Raw genomic sequence first — 17943 nt, forward strand, 5'->3', positions numbered from 1 at the left:
CAGCTGCGGTCCTTTAAGGAATTGAGGTATTTTGCATGACAGAACAACAAGTGCCCGCATGGAGCCTTGACGATGCGCACGATATGTATGCCATGGACGTCTGGGGCGACGGATTTTTTGCTATAAACGACAAGGGCAACGTGTGTGTCCGCCCCATCGAGGGCCAGGACATCAGCGTCGATATCAACGATGTGATCGCCGAGGCGCTTGAGGAGGGCTCGACACTGCCTCTGATTGTGCGCTTTCAGGATATCATCAGCTCACGCGTGAAACGCCTGAACCGGAAGTTCCGGGATGCCATCGAGGCCGCTGAATACGAAGGTGTTTACCGCAGTATTTTTCCTATCAAGGTCAACCAGCTGCAGGAAGTTGTTGCCGAAGTCATTGAGGCGGGACGCGAATTCGACATTGGCGTCGAGTGTGGCTCCAAGGCAGAGCTGATGGCTGCACTGCCCATGATCGGCGCTGATACCCTGATGCTGTGCAACGGCGTTAAAGACCATGTCATGCTGACCATCATGCTCAACGCCCAGCAACTTGGCCAGCAGGTCATTCCCATCATCGAAAAGTACTCCGAATTCGAACAACTGATGATCCTGGCCGATCAGCGCGAACTCAAACCCCGTCTGGGCGTCCGCGTAAAACTCAACACCCGTGGGGCCGGACGCTGGTATGAGTCCGGCGGCGCACGCTCCAAATTCGGCCTCACCGTGCCCGAGCTGGTGCGCCTGGTCAAGATTCTGGAAAAACACGGCCAGGGCGACTGCCTGGAGTTGCTGCACTTCCATCTCGGCAGCCAGATCTCCGACATCCAGGTGCTGCGCAGCGCCGTCAAGGAGATCACCCAGATATATGCGGATCTGGTATTGCGCGGCGTCAACGTCAAATTCCTGGACGTCGGTGGCGGTCTCGGCGTGAACTACGGTGGCGACTACGATAACCCGGACTCATCCATCAATTATGGCCTGCGCGAATACGCCAACGTGGTGGTCTACGCCGTCAAGGAGATCTGCGACGAACGCGGCGTGCCCGTGCCAACCTTGTTATCAGAGAGCGGACGGGCCCTGACTGCCCACCATTCCATGCTGGTCGTGCCGGTGCTGGGCGTACACCGGCCCGACAGCCCGCCGATGCATGATGAAACGCCTGCAGACTCCCCTTCCGTGGTGACCCGAATGGAAACCGCCTACCAGGAGGCCAGCAGCGCCGACGTGACCGGCATTCTGCTGGAGTGTTACCACGATGCGCGAGAGGCACGCGAAGAAGCCGACCAGCTTATGCGCCTGGGTTATATGACGCTGGACCAGTTGGCGCACACTGACAGTCTGTACTGGAGCACCTGCCGGGAGGTACTGCATAAACTGGCGGCAGCAGAGCTGGTACCGCCTCCCGTCGAACAGCTGGAATTGGAAGAGCAACTGACCGATCTGTACCTGTGCGACTTTTCAGTTTTCCATTCCATTATTGACCACTGGGCCATCCAGCAGGTGTTTCCGGTCATGCCCCTGCACCGCTTGCAGGAGCGTCCCGACCGACGTGCGCAGGTGGTCGACCTGACCTGCGACTCGGACGGCAAGATCGATCAGTACGTGCATGGCCACGCCAATACCAGCTGGCTACCGCTGCATTCTCACAAACACGGCGATGCTTACCATATTGGCATTTTCCTGGTCGGTGCCTATCAGGAAATTCTGGGCGATGCCCACAACCTGCTGGGACGCGTTGACGAGGTTCACGTCTACGCCAAAGAAGACGAAACCGGCAATTTCTGGATTGAGGAAACCCTGAAAGGCATCTGCATCAAGGACATGCTCAGTCAGGTGCAGTATTTCCCCAATGACCTCGACCGTCGCATGAGCGAGCTTATCCGCAAACAGATCAACGCCGGTGTTATCAAGGCCGCGGAAGGCACCAGAATTCTGAACAACTATACCAAACGCCTGGATGAGAGCACTTATTGCACAACAGACGTCGTGCGCTGACTACCCACGATAACTTTCAAAAACAGACATCAAAAACAAACATTAAAAGGACATTGTTATGGCAACTAATATGGACACCCGGTATTCGGAACACCCGGCCATGTTCAGAAACAACCCTCTGGGGTTTATTCTGGCAGTGCTGCTGATTCCGGTCGCTATCGGCATTGTCATCCTGATGGTGTGGTACCTGAAATGCAAATCCATCAGACTGGATTTCATCGGTGACGACCTGGTGCTGGAACGCGGCCTGCTGAGCAAAGACAGGACCGAACTGGATGTAAGCCGCATCCGCACCGTCAATGTCTACCAGTCTTTCTTCAATCGCATTTTTGGTGTCGGTCGAATCTCGATCTACACGGCGGGCGACGACCCTGAAATCGATGTCAGCGGCCTGCCAAACCCACACGATCTTCGCGAACTGATCAAGGCCCGACAGGATAGCTGAACATGACCGGAGAAACAGGCGAAAAAGACAAGAAAGACGCCAGGGCCCTGGCCATAGTTTTGATCATTCTGGCACTGGTGCTGACAGCCAGCGCAATCTTCGCCATGCCCGCACTGGCCGAATTCAACGAAACCTTTCTGGCGCCGGGGCTGGGTTTGCGGGAGTCATCTCTTATTGCGTTCATCGCAACGCTGATCTTACTGGTGGTATTCGCCGTCGCTGCCGGTGACGGCCTGCTGGGCGAAATACAATTCATGCTGCTGGGCTTCTTTGCCTTCTTCCTTGTACTCTGGCTTCTGGTTGCCTGGATTTTCTGAATTTACGCTCAGGCACCCGGGACTCCGGGAGCGCCCGCACCATGAATTAACAACGGCTCGACCCGAAATTTATGGCTTATGCCTCCTGGCCCTTCATAAAACGGCCAGGTTATTTTATAACGACAGTGCACGAATTTGGCAGTCAAAAACAAAAATCAAAAAAACGAGGCGTGATCGATCACGCCGTATCGGGCTGAAGATATGATGAGTTTAAAACAGGCGGGCGGCATAGCCATACTTGCCGGATTAACATTGGGTGGCGCGTCGGCCACAGCACAGAATCAGGGGCAGGCGCTACTTGATGCCCTGACCCCGGTGTCAGATGCCATGCTGCAGAACCCGCCGGCCGAAGACTGGCTGATGTGGCGCCGCACCTGGGACGCCTACGGCTTCAGCCCTCTGGATCAGATCAACACCAGCAATGTCGCCGACCTCAGTGAGGCATGGCGTGTATCTCTGGGTGCGGGCTCCAGTACGCCAACACCCCTGGTACACGACGGCGTCATGTTCCTGCTCAACGCCAATAATATGCTACTGGCCATGGACGCCAGCAACGGTGACCTGCTCTGGTCCTATCACCATAAGCTGCCAGAAGGTGCCACTCCCAGCTCCAAGTTCGGTATTGCCTTGCACGGCAACAAAGTCATCATGCCAACCAATGATATGCGCATGCTGGCACTGAACAGCAAAACCGGGGATGTTATCTGGAATCATGCGGTAGCGAACATTACGACCAGCGGTCGCGGCCACACCTTGCGTGCCACGCCCATCATCGCCAATGGCATGGTAATTCAGGGGGTCAATGCGACCATGGTGCCCGAAGGCGGTTTCATCATCGGGCTGGATCTGGAGACCGGAGAGGAGATCTGGCGCTTTTATACCATCCCGCGCCCCGGCGAGCCTGGTGACATGACCTGGAACGGCCTTGAACTGGCCCAACGCAGCGGCGGCTCTGTGTGGATGCCACCCAGCTATGATGCTGAACTTGATCTGGTTTACTTCGGCACCGCACCCACCTACGACACGGCACCCCTGTTGAACCCGATAACCGAACACGGCGTCACCAATGACGCACTGTATACCAATTCGACATTGGCGTTGCGCCCGAGGACTGGCGAACTGGTGTGGCACTACCAGCATGTTGCCAATGACCAATGGGATCTGGACTGGACCTACGAACGTCAACCGGTCTACCTGCCCGTTGACGGTGAAATGCGCAAAGTGGTTATCACCGCCGGCAAGATGGCCCTGTACGATGTGCTGGATGCCGCCAACGGCGAGTACCTGTATTCCATGGACCTGGGGCTGCAGAATGTGGTCAAGTCCGTTGATCCGGTTACCGGCGCCAAAACCATGAACCCCAACGCCACTCCCAGCGCGGACATTGCGCAACTGGTGTGCCCGTTTGCCGCCGGTGGTCGCAACTGGCAGGTCAGTTCCATCAATCCGGACAGCAAGATACTGTATCTGCCTATCACCCAGATGTGCATGAACGGCGGACCGACTGGCCAGGGTGGCATTCTGTCGACCGGCGCGTCGCTGAGTCCGACCCCGGTACCAGGCCGGGAAGGCGAATTCGGTCGCCTGCAGGCCGTTGATCTGGAGACACGCGAGTTGCTGTGGGATTTCCGGGAAATGGCACCACCGACTACCGCTATCGTTGCCACCGCCGGCGGTGTAATTTTTGGCGGCACACTCGATCACCAATTCAAGGCCCTGGACGAAAGCACCGGTGAGATTCTGTGGCAAACCGATACCGGCGACATACCGGCGTCCTTCCCCATCACCTATATGGCAAACGGCAAACAACATGTCGCCCTGGTCATCGGCCAGCCAACGATTCATGCCGGCACGTTTATGGGCGCTGTCACTGCCATGACCGGGGGTGCAGAGGGTCCCATGGGAAATCTGCGTAATAGTGGCGCCGCTTTGGTGGTTTATGCGTTAGACTGACAGCCATCAACCCGCAGGGACCAGACCCACGCGATGACAGGGAGTATTGATTGGCGCCACTTATCTCGCTAGCCCGCCTCAAACTGCTGTTTTTTCAACTGCGTGAACGTCTGTGGGTGCGTCCGCTGCTGATGTGCATCATATCTGTCCTGGCAGTGCTTGCAGCGCAATATGCTGACAGCACTTCGCTGGTTCGATATACGCCGGATATTGCTCTGGACTCCATAGAAACGCTATTGACGGTCCTCGCCACCGGTATGCTTGCCATCGCCACGTTTTCCGTAGGCTCCATGGTCTCCGCCTATGTCTCCGCGAGCAACACCGCCACACCTCGCTCCTTCAGTCTTGTTGTCTCTGACGACGTATCACAAAATGCGCTGTCGACTTTTGTCGGTGCCTTCATTTTCAGTGTGGTGGCAATTACCGCAGTGAAAAATGATTTTTTCCAGGAAACCGGCCTGTTTTTCCTGTTTTTGATGATCCTGCTGGTATACGTTTTGGTGGTGCTGACGTTTGTGCGCTGGGTAGACCGCATCGCGCGCCTGGGCCTGCTTGGTTCGACCATCGCCAAAGCCGAAAAGGCTACCGCCGCAGCGCTGTACCGGCGCCGAAAAGCGCCCACCCTTTGTGGACAAAAAGCATCATCGCCCGAGGGCGGACATTCAATTTATGCGGACAATGTCGGTTACGTACAACAAATTGATATGGAAGCACTGCAAAACTGTGCCGAACAACATGATTTACGTATCAACGTTGTGGCGCTGCCAGGCACCTTTGCCACGCCAGCGCGCGCACTGGCAACCATTCTGGATGCAAGAGACGGCGACAATGAACACGTCGCCAACGTGAGCCGGGCATTCAGCATTGGAAATGACCGCCTGTTCGATGACGACCCCCGATTCGGCCTGATAGTGTTGTCAGAAATCGCCGGGCGGGCGCTGTCGCCTGGCATCAACGACCCCGGTACTGCGATTGATATTACCGGGACACTTGTGCGCCTGTTCTCCGACTGGGGCAAACCAGTCAATGCTGACGAACTTGACGAGGTGATGTATGACCGCATCACCGTCCCTGAACTGGATGCCTGTGACATGTTTGACGATGCCTTCACCGCCATCGCGCGCGATGGCGCAGGGCATGTGGAAGTAGCGATACGATTGCAGAAAGCCCTGCATGTGCTGAGCCTGAGCAGCAACCCGAACGTGCGCGATGCCGCACGCCGACATGCAAGGCAGGCACTTGAACGGGCACGGCTGGCGTTGCGATTGCCGGCAGATTTGTTGGCAGTGGAAGCCGTCGCCAGCCTGACTCTGGATTAAAGTCACTGGCAAACGCTTTTTTCAGGCTGGAACAAAGTACAGCAGACAGTCGGACCGGGCGATCTCGGGACTGTTGGTGACCATAAAAAACTTCATGCGCACACGCGTGACCAGGCAGCCACCTTCAGCACAGAAAAAATCCGGCAAGCGGTCATCGCCCTGGCTGGTTCTGGCCTGCAGCACGTTGGTCAGCTCCCCGGTAAGCCAGGCAATTTTTGAACCTGGCTCGACATAGTTAAAGTTTAATTGCTCCAGGTCAGGAAATACGGAGACACCTGGCACTAAAAGAGCTTCATTGCCGTAATCAATGGACGCTCCCGGCAGCAGCTCAAGGCGCAGGGGATGGTAAAAATAGTCCATAATGACATCATTTGGCGCCCGATCCAGCACCCGGTCCAAAGTCATATATTGCGTCAGCCCGATAAGCGCAGTGCGATCTGACTCTTCGCTGCGGGCGCCCCCGCATTCAATGGTAACTACCGGACAAAAACGTCCACTCAGATCCATCACCGACCCCAGTACCAGATCCGTCATCACCACGCGATGGGAGAACAAGCCGATGAGCGACTCGTGTTCATCGTCCATAAAGGTGACCACCCCAAAGGCTGGTCCCACGCCAGAGGTATTGTGGATATCGATCAGGGCCTCGGGCGCCAATGTCTGCCAGCAATCCAGCAGTACCCTGGCCAATTGGCTCTGCGGGTTGTCATCAAAGGGCGCCTTGAAACTGCGATTCGGATCACGTTGACCCGGCAGCATCCGGTGCGAGAAGAATGGCTGCGCGCGCGCGGCTTCGACGTTGACAATAAAAATATGAATATCTACAGCCGGCTCGATGCCCTGTTTCAGCAAAGCATGAACGGCGCTGAGTCCGGACGGTTCATTGCCGTGCAACAGGGTAACCGCCACGCGGCAGCGACTGCCGTCACGCCCCGGCAAATGAATGTGCGTCGGCCCCTGCAATGCGCATAAAAAGTCCACCAGTACTGGCGCAATCTCATCCGGATGCGGATTTCGCCACTCATGCAAACGCGGCGATGTCATGACAGACTCCATTGCGCCACCGGCACATTCTGCAGGCTGTTTCGCTGATAGTCCTGCTGCATGGCCAACAACGCTTCTTCCAGTGACATGGTTTTTTGTAAGGCAGCAAGCCTGTCCAGCTGCCATTGGGCCCCAGTTTGCCGGGATTCCAGGCGCTCACGGATGATCTCAAGCAAAGGCGTGAAATCCGATTCAACAAAGCCCATTTCCGATAATTGCCTGGGCAGCATGGGTAACAAACGAGCCAGTATGCTGGCGGCGGAATGATACTCCGGCTCACTCTGGCCGGTGGACGGCCAGATTATTTTGGCGGCCAGCCCTTTCTCGGCCGCCCGATAGAAGTTGCGCACACAATATTCAAACGGGATCGAAGGAATCAACTCGCCCATGGATGCCTGTAGTAAGCGCGCAAGCCCGATCATCAGGGCGGCGTTTGCCATCATGTCCTTGATACTGGGGCCAGCAGGCAGAGTCCGCATTTCGATCCGCAGATGGCCTCCGTCCGCCGGGTCATACACCGGACGATTCCATAACCACACCGTGCCCATCTGCAATCGTAGTTCGCTTAATTGGGGAGCCTGGCCAGCACTCATGACCACAAACGGATCCTCCTCACCACACACCGGCAGAATGGGGCGATACAGCCGAACAGCCTCGGCAAAGAGTTCGTAAGCGCCGTGGCGAACCCAAGCATTGCCATAATTCACCCGTGCCGGCCTCGGATGCAAAGGGTCAGGTCTACGACAATCAATAGATTGCTTGAACAGGGGCACACGGGTTTCGTGCCACAAGCGCTTGCCAAACAACAAGGGCGAATTGGCAGAAATTGCCATCACCAGCGGGGTCACCAGTTGAATGGCATTATAAAGATCGGCAAACTCAGCGGGCCTGACCTTGAGATGAACCTGAAAGGAGGTATTGGCGCCCTCCAGCGTGACATCTTCCATCTCCATATCGATCCGGTCTTCGCCATGGATATTGACGCTAAAAGGCCCGCCGCGAATACGTCGCAACTCATCAGTGAGCGCATGATAACGCGGCTCATCGGTCATCACCGGCAAACCCAGGTCATCGGGCGTCAGGGTTGGCAAAATACCAATCGGAAAAACACTGCCCTGCCAGTGTCCTGCGCAGGCATTGATACGTGAAAGCGCAGTCAACGCCTGTGCTTCAGTCTTGCCGAAGCAACTGTCCCGCACCAGTACCGGACTGAAATTGTATTCGAGATTAAACCGGTTCAGCTCCAGCGTCAGCTGATCGTCGCCCAGCGCCTGTTGAATCTCTTTATTGATCGGTAGCGGGCGACCCTGCTCATTGACAATATACAGCTCCAGCTCGGCACCGAAGGACATGGGGCCGTCACCGAAACCCGGCGTCTGCAATAATTTTTCCAGGCTTTTCAGGTTACTGCCAAGCCGGTCGCGGAACCTGACAAAATCTTCCTCAGTGAAGTCTGTACGCTCTGTCGCCTGTCCCATCAACCCTCCTTTTTAACTGGCCGGCACCGCCGGGACTGTCTCCGACGCTCAACTAAACCCAACTACATCCAGCCAGCTCATGCCAATGTACCCGCCCCGGTGGTGACAGGAACGTTAAGCCAGAATAACATGAACCCACACATAACCTGACCCGACTTTGCAAATGCGAGGACGCACAATGCCTGAAGACATTCTGACATTCTGGTTTGACGAGCTGAAGCCTGCCCAGTGGTGGAAAAAAGACACGGATTTTGACGCCATGATTGCTGATCGTTATGCGGAACTGCATACCCGGGCCATACAATGTGAGCTGTATTCGTGGCGCCGGACCGCCCAGGGTCGGCTGGCAGAGATCATCGTACTGGATCAGTTTTCGCGCAATATGTTCCGGGATACCGCTCGGGCGTTCGCTGCGGACCCTCTTGCCCTGGCACTGGCCCAGGAAGCTGTTGCCGTCGGCGCCGATGCGGCACTGACCCCCATACAGCGCAGCTTTCTGTACATGCCCTACATGCACAGCGAATCACTGTTGATACATGATCAGGCCGTTGATCTGTATACACGTAATGGCCTGGAAGATAATTTGAAATTCGAGATCAAGCACAAGGAAATCGTTGAGCGTTTTGGCCGCTATCCGCACCGCAATGCAATCCTGGGGCGGCCATCAACCCTTGAGGAAACCGAATTTCTCAAGCAACCGGGCTCATCCTTCTGACATAAACCTCGTCCTGTAAGCCTGCTCCGTCCTGATCTCCCGGTCTGCGATCCCTCCCGGAAGCCCGGGATACGGGAAGCAACAAAAATCATCTAATGATAATGATTATTGTTTGCGTTTTAAGAATTTTGCTTTTATCATGGCCTTTCCAATATGACATCAGGCGTCAAGCCTCTGATGCCTGATCGGCAATTTGAGCAAAAAGGAGTGCAACCCATGGCCGAAAGCTGTCACAAGCCGGCCACAACCGGCATCAAACCAGCAGAACCCGCTGTCAGCAGCAAAGCTCTGTTCAAGGGCCGCAGGCTCATCACCATTGAACACAATGGAGAGCACTATGCCCTGCGCATCACGGCAAGCGGGAAGTTGATTTTAACCAAGTAAGTGTGACCTAACGCTGCGATCCCCTCATTGCAGCGGTTTCGAGTCCAGCCAGCCACCCTGTTGCGAACATGCATGGCAGCCAGCCCGACTCTCTTTTACAGGAGAGCTATGCCCATGCCCACAACATCTGCATCCACCACATCCCTGTTCAGGCAGCACCGGTACAAGCGCAAAGCGCTCAGCGTTCTGGTACCCCTGTTGCCGCTAATGAGCGCTGCTGCCATGTCGGCTTCTGCTCAGGAACACACCGCTGTCGATGCGGTCGATGAGGTGATAGTCACTGCGACCTACCTTCAGCGCAGTGTGCAGGAAATCGCCGGGACTGTATCAGTTATCAGCGACGAAGAGATTCAACAAACACTGGCCGACAGTCTGGCCGATGTCATCCGCTACCAGCCCGGTCTTGGCATGGACAATGCGGCTCGCGGCGGAGACGAAGGGTTCAGCATTCGCGGTATCGGTGGCAACCGGGTATTGACTGTCATTGACGGCGTGCGCAGTACCGATATGTACGCCGCAGGCCCTTCTTCGTATGGCAAGGACGGTTTCGAAGTCGACGATCTGAAAGCGGTCGAAGTCATACGCGGTCCGGCCTCGGTGCTTTACGGTGCCGACGCCCTGGGTGGTGTTGTACTGTTAAGGACACGCGATGCAGCCGATTATCTGGCGCCGGGGCAGAACCTGCATACCGACATACGAGCCGCTGGGAGCAGCGACAACAACCAGAGCAAGGCAGGCGCGACCATCGCCGCACAATCGGGCAGTATTGGCAGTGTATTGCAATTGACCCGCCGCGATTTTGAGGAGCAGGAGATTAAAGGTTCGGGGGCGCTGAATCCTCAGGACGGCGAGAGCAACAACCTGTTCTGGAAAACACGCTGGGATGCTTCAGCTGATCAGGCTTTCAGTCTGGCCATTGATGCCAATGAACGCACTATTGACACCCGCCTCGACAACGAACTGGGCAGCAGTGTGTCCCGATCGGTAGGCAGCGACACCACTGACCGCTTGCGAATCAGCCTGATGCATGACTGGTCACTGCAAAGTCCGCTGGCGGACAACATCAGCACACGATTGCATCGACAGCGCACCGATGCCAATCAGCAAACCGAGCAGACCCGCACCAGTTACGCCTTTGTAAACCCGATGAACCCGGCCAGTTTCCGGGGCAGTCAGGCCAATCGTTTTACCAGTCTCGAGTTTAACCAGGACACCGTCAGCGGCATGATCATCGCAGACAAGCGACTGTCTCTGGGCAATGCAAGCCATAACATGGTTTATGGCATCAGTTATGAACACACAGATACCGAACGCCCCCGCGACCGGTTCGATACCGAACTGAGCACCGGTGCCATCAGTCGCGCCATTCCCAGCTACCCAATGGCGCCGCCGGAAGTTTTTCCCAACAAGACATTTCCGGATACGCGCACAGTGCGCAGCGGGGTATTTTTTCAGGATGAAATCTCTCTCATGGACGAGAACCTTATTGTCATTCCGGGCGTGCGCTATGACCGCTACCGGATGGACCCACGTATGGATGATCTGTTCACCGGCACCGGGGATATTTCCGACTGGGGTGGTTTTGAGATCAGCAAGTTTGATGAAAACAATGTGTCCTGGAATCTCGGCGCCATCTACAAGGTCAACGCCAGCCTGAGCACCTTTGCCCAGTACGCCGAAGGTTTCCGGCCACCCAATTTTGATGAAGCCAACCAGGCTTTTGTTAACCTGGGTCACGGTTATGCCACCGTCCCGAACCCGGACCTGGAAGCAGAAACCAGCCAGGGCCTGGAAGTCGGTCTGCGTGGCACAACCGACACCGGGCGTTATACCGTTGCCGTGTTCGACAACCGTTATGACGACTTCATTGAAAGCGAACTGGTGGGCATGCAGGACGGCATCATGCTGTTTCAGGACAGCAATGTGGGCAAAGCCCGCATCTATGGCGCCGAGGCGACTTACGACTGGCAGTTAAGTGCGCAGTTGTCATGGCGCAATTCACTGGCCTGGGCCCGGGGCCGGGACGAAAGCAGCCGGACTGAACTCAACTCGGTTGATCCGGTAACGCTGGTCAGTGGGTTACGCTACCAGAGCAGCGAGCGCTGGGCCATCGAAGGCATTGCCACCGTTGTTGGTGCCAAAACCAGGGTGGCCGCGGATGATCAGGTCACCGGCGAAGCCTATCAGGTCCTGGATCTGGTCGGGCACTATAACCTGACGCCCAGAGCCAGTATCCGCTTTGGTGTCTTCAATCTGCTTGATACGCAATACGCGCGCTGGAGTCGCATTCGCGGGCTAAGCGCAGACGACAGCAGCGCAATCGCCGACCGCCAGGCGCCTGGCATCAACGCCCGGCTGGCTGTCAATTTTTCATTTTAACCAATATTTAGCTGCCCGCTTGCCGGCAGACAGGAGAGTTTTGTGATGACCATTATTCGAGGCGTTTCGCTGGCCACATGGTGTTTTCTGATGCAGGCAACCGCCATTCATGCCCAGAACCTGAGCACCATCAGTGAAGGAAAATTCGGTGTTGTTGTCATGGCACATGGCGGGGCACAGGACTGGAATAACGGCGTAACCGAGATGCTGCGGCCATTAAGCAGGCAATATGACATGGAAATCGCCTTCGGTATGGCAGACGCCTACTCATTGCAGGAGGCCGTCAGCAAGCTTGAGTCGCGTGGTGTCACCGACATCGGCGTGGTGCGCCTGTTCATCAGCGGCGAAAGCTGGCTGGAGCGCACAGCGCAAATACTCGGCCTGCAGGAAGGCGCACCCGAACGGCCTGAACCAGAACCAGCGATGCACGGTGAACACGGCGGCCACGCACAACACAGTGGACACCGGATGGAATTCTGGCGTGTGGACAGCGATGCCCGGTTTCGCCTGAGCCAGGAAGGCCTGTCCGAAGCACCGGAAATGGATGCGGTTCTGATCGAGCGGGTCATGGGGCTGAGCAGTAATCCGGCAAACGAAGATGTACTGATACTGGCGCACGGCCCAGGTGATGATGCTGAAAACGAACGCTGGCTGCAGTATATCAATGAGCGCACGGACGCCCTGCGCAACGGATACAACTTCAATAACATAAAGGTGGCCACCCTGCGCGAAGACTGGCCAGAGAAACGCGAGGCAGCGCAGCAGATTGTGCGCGACTATGTGGGTGCCGCCAACGCTGCCAGCCGAACTGCGCTGGTGGTGCCGTACCGCGTGCATGGCTTTGGTCCCTACGCCGACGTGCTGGAAGGCCTGGACTATGTGGCTGACGAAACCGGGCTGGTGCCCCACCCGGCGGTGGCCGACTGGATAGAACGACAGATTCAGTCGCTGGCGCCAAGCCCCTGAGGCGAAGCACTGACCTACAGTAGCGGGTCTGAAGTACAAGGTGCCTTCCGCTTCGTAATACCGGCTGGACGGCATTGTCATTAGCGGCTATCCTCAAATTCGATCAACTCCACAAGATCGATACAGGAAACCGCATTCGACATGCTAGAACTGGATATTGCCACGCTGACTCTGACCTTTGTCAGCATGGCGTTCACCACGGTTATTGTGCTGCTGCTGATCTGGCGCATCAATCGCGATATGCCTGGTGTAACACTCTGGTTGCTGGGTGGTGTGTTACTGCTGACGTCTACCTTGACATTGTTTCTGGGTGTGCGACTTGAATTTCCCGATGGCGTGGCGCCTTTCGTGAGCAACTCCCTCAGTTTGCCTGGCAACATGTTATTGATGGAAGGCACCTTGCGCTTCCGGGGTTTTGCCAGTCGGCGCCGCTGGCTGTTTCTGCTCGCCCTGATCCCCGTGTTCTTACTGGCATCGTGGATCAATCGCTTTGACGCCGCAGCCCGGTACATATTCCACGACTCCTTCACCATGACCTTTATGCTGGTGACGTCGGTCGCTTTTATCTGGCGCCCCGCAGGTCGCGATGAGTTGTACGCCAATATTCTCGCCAGCTTTGGCTCGGCTTTGATGGCACTGTCGATCGGCGCTCGACTGCTGACGGCAATGACCAACAGTGACCAGGTCATGGGTGGCACCGGCTCGACGGTGACCCAGTGGTTCCTGTTCACCGGCACCAATTTTTATGTGATGTGGATGTTCGGCATCAGCGTGGCGTGTTATTTCCGCTCCCGACAACAGGTCATGCAAATGGCGCGCGAAGACTCCCTGACCGGATTGCCCAACCGTCGCTGCATTGATGAACGACTGGAGCAGACCCTGGCGGAAAGCAAGCGTAGCGGCGAAACCTTCGCCGTCATCATTGCGGACATCAACGAGTTCAAGCTGGTTAATGATCGCTTCGGTCACAGCGCTGGCGACAGGCTGCTGCACGGCATCGCCGATCGTCTGCGCAATGCTGTGCGAGCGGCAGACTTTGCCGGTCGCCTGGGGGGTGACGAATTTCTGATACTCGCCCGCCTGGTAGATTCCGATGAAACGCTCGAACAGGTGATCAACCGTTTGCGCACACGCCTGGAAGGTCCTCTTGACGTTCCTGGCGGCAGCTTTAATATCAGGGTCAGCATCGGCGCCGCCGTGTGCCACGCAGGCGGCGAGACAGCCGACCAGTTACTGCGTATTGCCGACGCTGACATGTATCGGGACAAAGCGCGTATCAGAGCAGAAAAATAAACCCCGGACCACTGGACGTTGCTTTTTGCTGTCGTTATGCTGCGCCGCATAATCACCCTGAAATTACCGAGTGTGATCACAATAGCTGCCGGAGTACCGTTATGACGATCGTATTGTTTGTTGTGGGTCTGGTTTTTCTGATTGCAGGTGCTGAAGCCCTGGTGCGCGGCGCCTGCCGCCTTGCAGCTGCCATCGGCATTTCGCCGCTGGTCATCGGACTGACGGTAGTTGCCTTTGGCACCAGTGCACCCGAGCTCGCCGTCAGCGTCAAGTCCGCTTTGTCCGACCAGGCCAGCATTGCCGTAGGTAATGTCGTCGGCAGTAATATTTTTAACGTGCTGTTCATTCTGGGCGTATCCGCGCTGATCGTGCCGCTGGTTGTCTCCAGCCAGTTAATCAGAATCGATGTGCCCTTTATGCTCGCCCTGTCCGTCTTTGTTCTGCTGCTGGCACTGGACGGCGGTTTCAGCCGAATCGACGGCATCATTCTGTTTGTTGGTTTGCTGGCTTACATCACCGTGCTGATTTATCTGAGCCGCAGGGAAAGTGCCGCCGTCAAGCAGGAGTTTGCGCAGGAGTATGGCATTGCTCCGACAGCCAAAGTTGGCTGGCTGAAGGATACGGCATTGATTGTCATCGGGCTGATATTGCTGGTGACCGGCTCGCGCTGGTTCGTCGACAGTGCCGTCGCCTTCGCTCAATATCTGGGCGTCAGCGAATTGATTGTAGGCCTGACCATCGTGGCGGCCGGCACTTCAATGCCGGAAGTCGTGACGTCAATCATTGCTGCATTGCGCGGTGAGCGTGACATTGCTGTCGGCAACGTCGTGGGCAGCAACATTTTTAACCTCATGGGCGTGCTGGGTATCGCCAGTATCATCGCCCCCTCTGGCATTGCCGTGTCGCCCGAGTTCGTGCGTTTCGACATCCCGGTCATGATTCTGGTTGCACTGGCCTGTGTGCCCATTTTCCTGACCGGTGGTGTCATCAGTCGGCAGGAAGGTTTTGTGTTGCTGGCGTATTACGTGGCTTACACGGTTTATCTGGTCCTGGTCGCGACCAGCAATCAGGCACTGACCTGGTTTGGACCGCTGATGCTGTACGGCGCAATTCCTCTGACGTTTGTAACCATGCTGGCACTGACAGTCAGAGAACTCCGGCGTAAAAAATCGGCAAAATCGTAAGCCACTCTGTCACTCTGCGCCCGGGGCATAAACGACCCTGGGCGTTACGGCACCGTGGCCATCGCTTTGGCTGTGACTGCCGCCGTACTGCAATTACTGTTCCATAAATCACGTCACAAAAAATTTCATATTACCTCTCTCCCGCTGCTTGCAAAGCAGGCGTATGCTGATGCCGCACTATCCTCTTAGTGCCGGAAACCAACATCATGAAAGAAAAACTTATGTGGGGCGTGATCGCCCTGATCGGTGCGGTGTGCCTGGCCGTGCTGGCCTTGCACCGTGGCGAAACCATCAGCGCGTTGTGGCTGGTCGTAGCGTCGTTGTCTGTTTATCTGATCGCCTATCGTTTTTACAGTCGTTTTATCGCCGATAAAGTGTTGCTGGTGAACCCGGCGCGGCCCACACCCGCGCACCGGATGGCGGACGGACTCGACTATGTACCGACGCACAAGTGGGTGCTGTTCGGTCACCACTTTGCCGCGATTGCCGGCGCCGGCCCCCTGGTCGGCCCGGTACTTGCCGCGCAAATGGGTTACCTGCCCGGTACCCTGTGGATACTGGCAGGTGTTGTGCTGGCGGGTGCTGTGCAGGACATGATCATCCTTTTCCTGTCGACCCGACGCGACGGTGCCTCGCTGGGTGAAATGATCCGGCGCGAAATGGGATCGGTCGCGGGCATCGTGGCCCTGATCGGTATCATGGCGATTCTGATCATCCTGCTGGCTGTGCTCGGCATGGTTGTGGTCAAGGCCCTGATCGGCAGTCCGTGGGGCGTGTTCACGCTGGCGGCCACCATACCCATCGCATTGTTCATGGGCATTTACCTGCGGTACATCCGGCCCGGAAAAGTGGGCGAGATTTCAGTCATCGGTTTTGGTCTGCTGATGTTCGCGCTGATCTACGGCCAGACCGTTGCCGCCCACCCGTACTGGGGCCAGGTCTTTTACCTGGACGGCAAAACCCTGACGCTGTGGCTGATGGCTTACGGTTTCATTGCGTCGGTGCTGCCGGTGTGGCTGCTGCTGGCACCGCGCGACTATCTGTCAACCTTCCTCAAAATCGGTACTATCATTGGTCTGGCCATCGGCATTCTGGTGGTCAATCCACCCTTGCTGATGCCGGCAGTGACGCCGTTTATTGATGGCACTGGCCCGGTGTTTTCCGGTTCCCTGTTCCCCTTCCTGTTTATTACCATCGCCTGCGGCGCAGTATCCGGTTTCCACGCACTGGTGTCTTCCGGTACCACACCCAAGATGATCGATAATGAGGGACACGTGCGCCCCATAGGGTACGGTGCCATGCTGGTGGAATCCTTTGTTGCCATTATGGCGTTGATCGCAGCCTGCGTGCTGGACCCGGGTGTCTATTTCGCACTGAACAGCGGACCTGCGATCATCGGTACCACCGTGGAAAGCGCCGCTGCGGCCATCAGTTCCTGGGGTTTTGTGGTGACACCGGAAACGCTGAGCCAACTGGCCACTGACATGGGCGAGGGCAGCATTCTGTCGCGCACCGGCGGCGCTCCGACCTTCGCCGTGGGTATGGCGCATATCCTGTCGCAGGCCCTGGGTGGCGGCGCGATGATGGCGTTCTGGTATCACTTTGCCATCCTGTTTGAAGCCCTGTTCATCCTCACCACGCTGGATGCCGGCACGCGTGTCTGTCGCTTCCTGATGCAGGACCTGCTGGGTACCGCCGTGCCCACGTTAAAAGACACCAACAACCTGTTCGGCAACCTGCTGGCCACCAGTCTGGTGGTCGCGGGTTGGGGATACTTTTTGTATCAGGGCGTCGCTGATCCGTTTGGCGGTATCAATACCCTGTGGGCGCTGTTCGGTATCTCCAACCAGATGCTGGCAGGCATCGCGCTGATTCTGGCCACGGTGGCACTGGTGCGTATGGGTCGTGGTCGACTCGCCCTGGTGCCGGCAGTACCGGCGGCATGGGTCTTGTTGATCACCCTGATCGCTGGCTGGCAAAAACTGTTCAGCGAGATTCCGGCCATTGGTTTCCTGGCGCACGCCGAGGTGTTTGCCAGCGCCATCGCCCGCGGTGAAATACTGGCCCCGGCCACCACCATGGCGCAGATGGAAGCGGTCTTGTTCAACGATCGCATCAATGCCTTCATGACCGCGTTTTTTATGGTGATCGTGGTCACCATGGTCTTCTTTGCCTTCAGGGCCATCCGTCAGGCGTTAAACAATCCGTCTTCTGACGACATGATTGCTGCGCGGGAGTATGCGTGATGAATGCCGGCAATTATTTACGTCCTGCCACATTGCGCCGGGGGCTGTCGTTGACGGCCCAGACCCTGCGCCTGATGATAGGCGTCGGTGATTACGACGCATACCTGGCACACATGCAGTCACACCACCCGGACCTGCCGGTACTGGACTACGCTGCCTGGTATCGCAACCGGGTGGATGCCCGCTACGGGGGCGGCGACGGCAAGGTCAGTCGTTGCCCCTGTTAGGGAGCCTTTGA

Annotated in this window: 15 protein-coding genes; 13 read left to right on the forward strand and 2 right to left on the reverse strand. The window is 56.7% G+C overall.

All coding sequences use genetic code 11. The annotated features are described in order from the left end of the window. Window positions 1-35 precede the first annotated feature (35 nt). From speA to WD071_RS04810, 5 genes are all read left to right on the forward strand, one after another. Window positions 36-1982, forward strand: coding sequence for a biosynthetic arginine decarboxylase (gene speA, locus WD071_RS04790; protein WP_368047205.1), 1947 nt, complete (start codon window positions 36-38; stop codon window positions 1980-1982). 58 nt (window positions 1983-2040) lie between these two features. Then, complete coding sequence (locus WD071_RS04795) at window positions 2041-2427, forward strand: PH domain-containing protein (RefSeq protein WP_368047206.1); 387 nt, start codon at window positions 2041-2043, stop codon at window positions 2425-2427. Between the two features lie 2 nt (window positions 2428-2429). Continuing rightward, the gene (locus tag WD071_RS04800) at window positions 2430-2744 is read left to right on the forward strand and encodes a hypothetical protein (RefSeq protein ID WP_368047207.1); all 315 of its coding nucleotides are present in this window, start codon (window positions 2430-2432) and stop codon (window positions 2742-2744) included. A gap of 201 nt (window positions 2745-2945) precedes the next feature. After that, window positions 2946-4697, forward strand: coding sequence for a pyrroloquinoline quinone-dependent dehydrogenase (locus tag WD071_RS04805; RefSeq protein ID WP_368047208.1), 1752 nt, complete (start codon window positions 2946-2948; stop codon window positions 4695-4697). 50 nt (window positions 4698-4747) lie between these two features. After that, a complete protein-coding gene (locus WD071_RS04810; RefSeq protein WP_368047209.1) occupies window positions 4748-6016 on the forward strand; it encodes a DUF2254 domain-containing protein in 1269 nt (422 codons plus the stop codon). A gap of 21 nt (window positions 6017-6037) precedes the next feature. On the opposite strand, the gene WD071_RS04815 is transcribed toward WD071_RS04810, so the two are convergent. Both WD071_RS04815 and WD071_RS04820 read right to left on the reverse strand, forming a co-directional pair. Next, on the reverse strand, window positions 6038-7060 hold the full coding sequence (locus WD071_RS04815; RefSeq protein ID WP_368047210.1) for a hypothetical protein: 1023 nt from the start codon (window positions 7058-7060) through the stop codon (window positions 6038-6040). Then, window positions 7057-8538, reverse strand: coding sequence for a glutamate-cysteine ligase family protein (locus WD071_RS04820; RefSeq protein WP_368047211.1), 1482 nt, complete (start codon window positions 8536-8538; stop codon window positions 7057-7059). The genes WD071_RS04815 and WD071_RS04820 overlap by 4 nt, the downstream gene beginning before the upstream one ends. A gap of 178 nt (window positions 8539-8716) precedes the next feature. On the opposite strand from WD071_RS04820, the gene WD071_RS04825 reads away from it, so the two are divergent. From WD071_RS04825 to WD071_RS04860, 8 genes are all read left to right on the forward strand, one after another. Next, a complete protein-coding gene (locus tag WD071_RS04825) occupies window positions 8717-9253 on the forward strand; it encodes a DUF924 family protein (RefSeq protein WP_368047212.1) in 537 nt (178 codons plus the stop codon). Window positions 9254-9430: 177 nt separating this feature from the next. Beyond that, the gene (gene hemP / locus WD071_RS04830; protein ID WP_368047213.1) at window positions 9431-9637 is read left to right on the forward strand and encodes a hemin uptake protein HemP; all 207 of its coding nucleotides are present in this window, start codon (window positions 9431-9433) and stop codon (window positions 9635-9637) included. A 114-nt stretch (window positions 9638-9751) separates the two neighbouring features. Beyond that, a complete protein-coding gene (locus tag WD071_RS04835; protein WP_368047214.1) occupies window positions 9752-12016 on the forward strand; it encodes a TonB-dependent hemoglobin/transferrin/lactoferrin family receptor in 2265 nt (754 codons plus the stop codon). A gap of 45 nt (window positions 12017-12061) precedes the next feature. Continuing rightward, a complete protein-coding gene (locus tag WD071_RS04840; RefSeq protein WP_368047215.1) occupies window positions 12062-12982 on the forward strand; it encodes a hypothetical protein in 921 nt (306 codons plus the stop codon). A 141-nt stretch (window positions 12983-13123) separates the two neighbouring features. Beyond that, entirely contained in the window at window positions 13124-14275 is a 1152-nt protein-coding gene (locus tag WD071_RS04845; RefSeq protein WP_368047216.1) for a diguanylate cyclase, read from the forward strand. Window positions 14276-14376: 101 nt separating this feature from the next. Continuing rightward, entirely contained in the window at window positions 14377-15459 is a 1083-nt protein-coding gene (locus WD071_RS04850) for a calcium/sodium antiporter (RefSeq protein WP_368047217.1), read from the forward strand. 206 nt (window positions 15460-15665) lie between these two features. Then, a complete protein-coding gene (locus WD071_RS04855; protein WP_368047218.1) occupies window positions 15666-17705 on the forward strand; it encodes a carbon starvation CstA family protein in 2040 nt (679 codons plus the stop codon). After that, the gene (locus WD071_RS04860) at window positions 17705-17932 is read left to right on the forward strand and encodes a YbdD/YjiX family protein (protein WP_368047219.1); all 228 of its coding nucleotides are present in this window, start codon (window positions 17705-17707) and stop codon (window positions 17930-17932) included. Before WD071_RS04855 ends, WD071_RS04860 begins: the two co-directional genes overlap by 1 nt. Window positions 17933-17943 lie beyond the last annotated feature (11 nt).

This window comes from Pseudohongiella sp., from assembly GCF_040877505.1.
Classification (GTDB): Bacteria; Pseudomonadota; Gammaproteobacteria; order Pseudomonadales; family Pseudohongiellaceae; genus Pseudohongiella.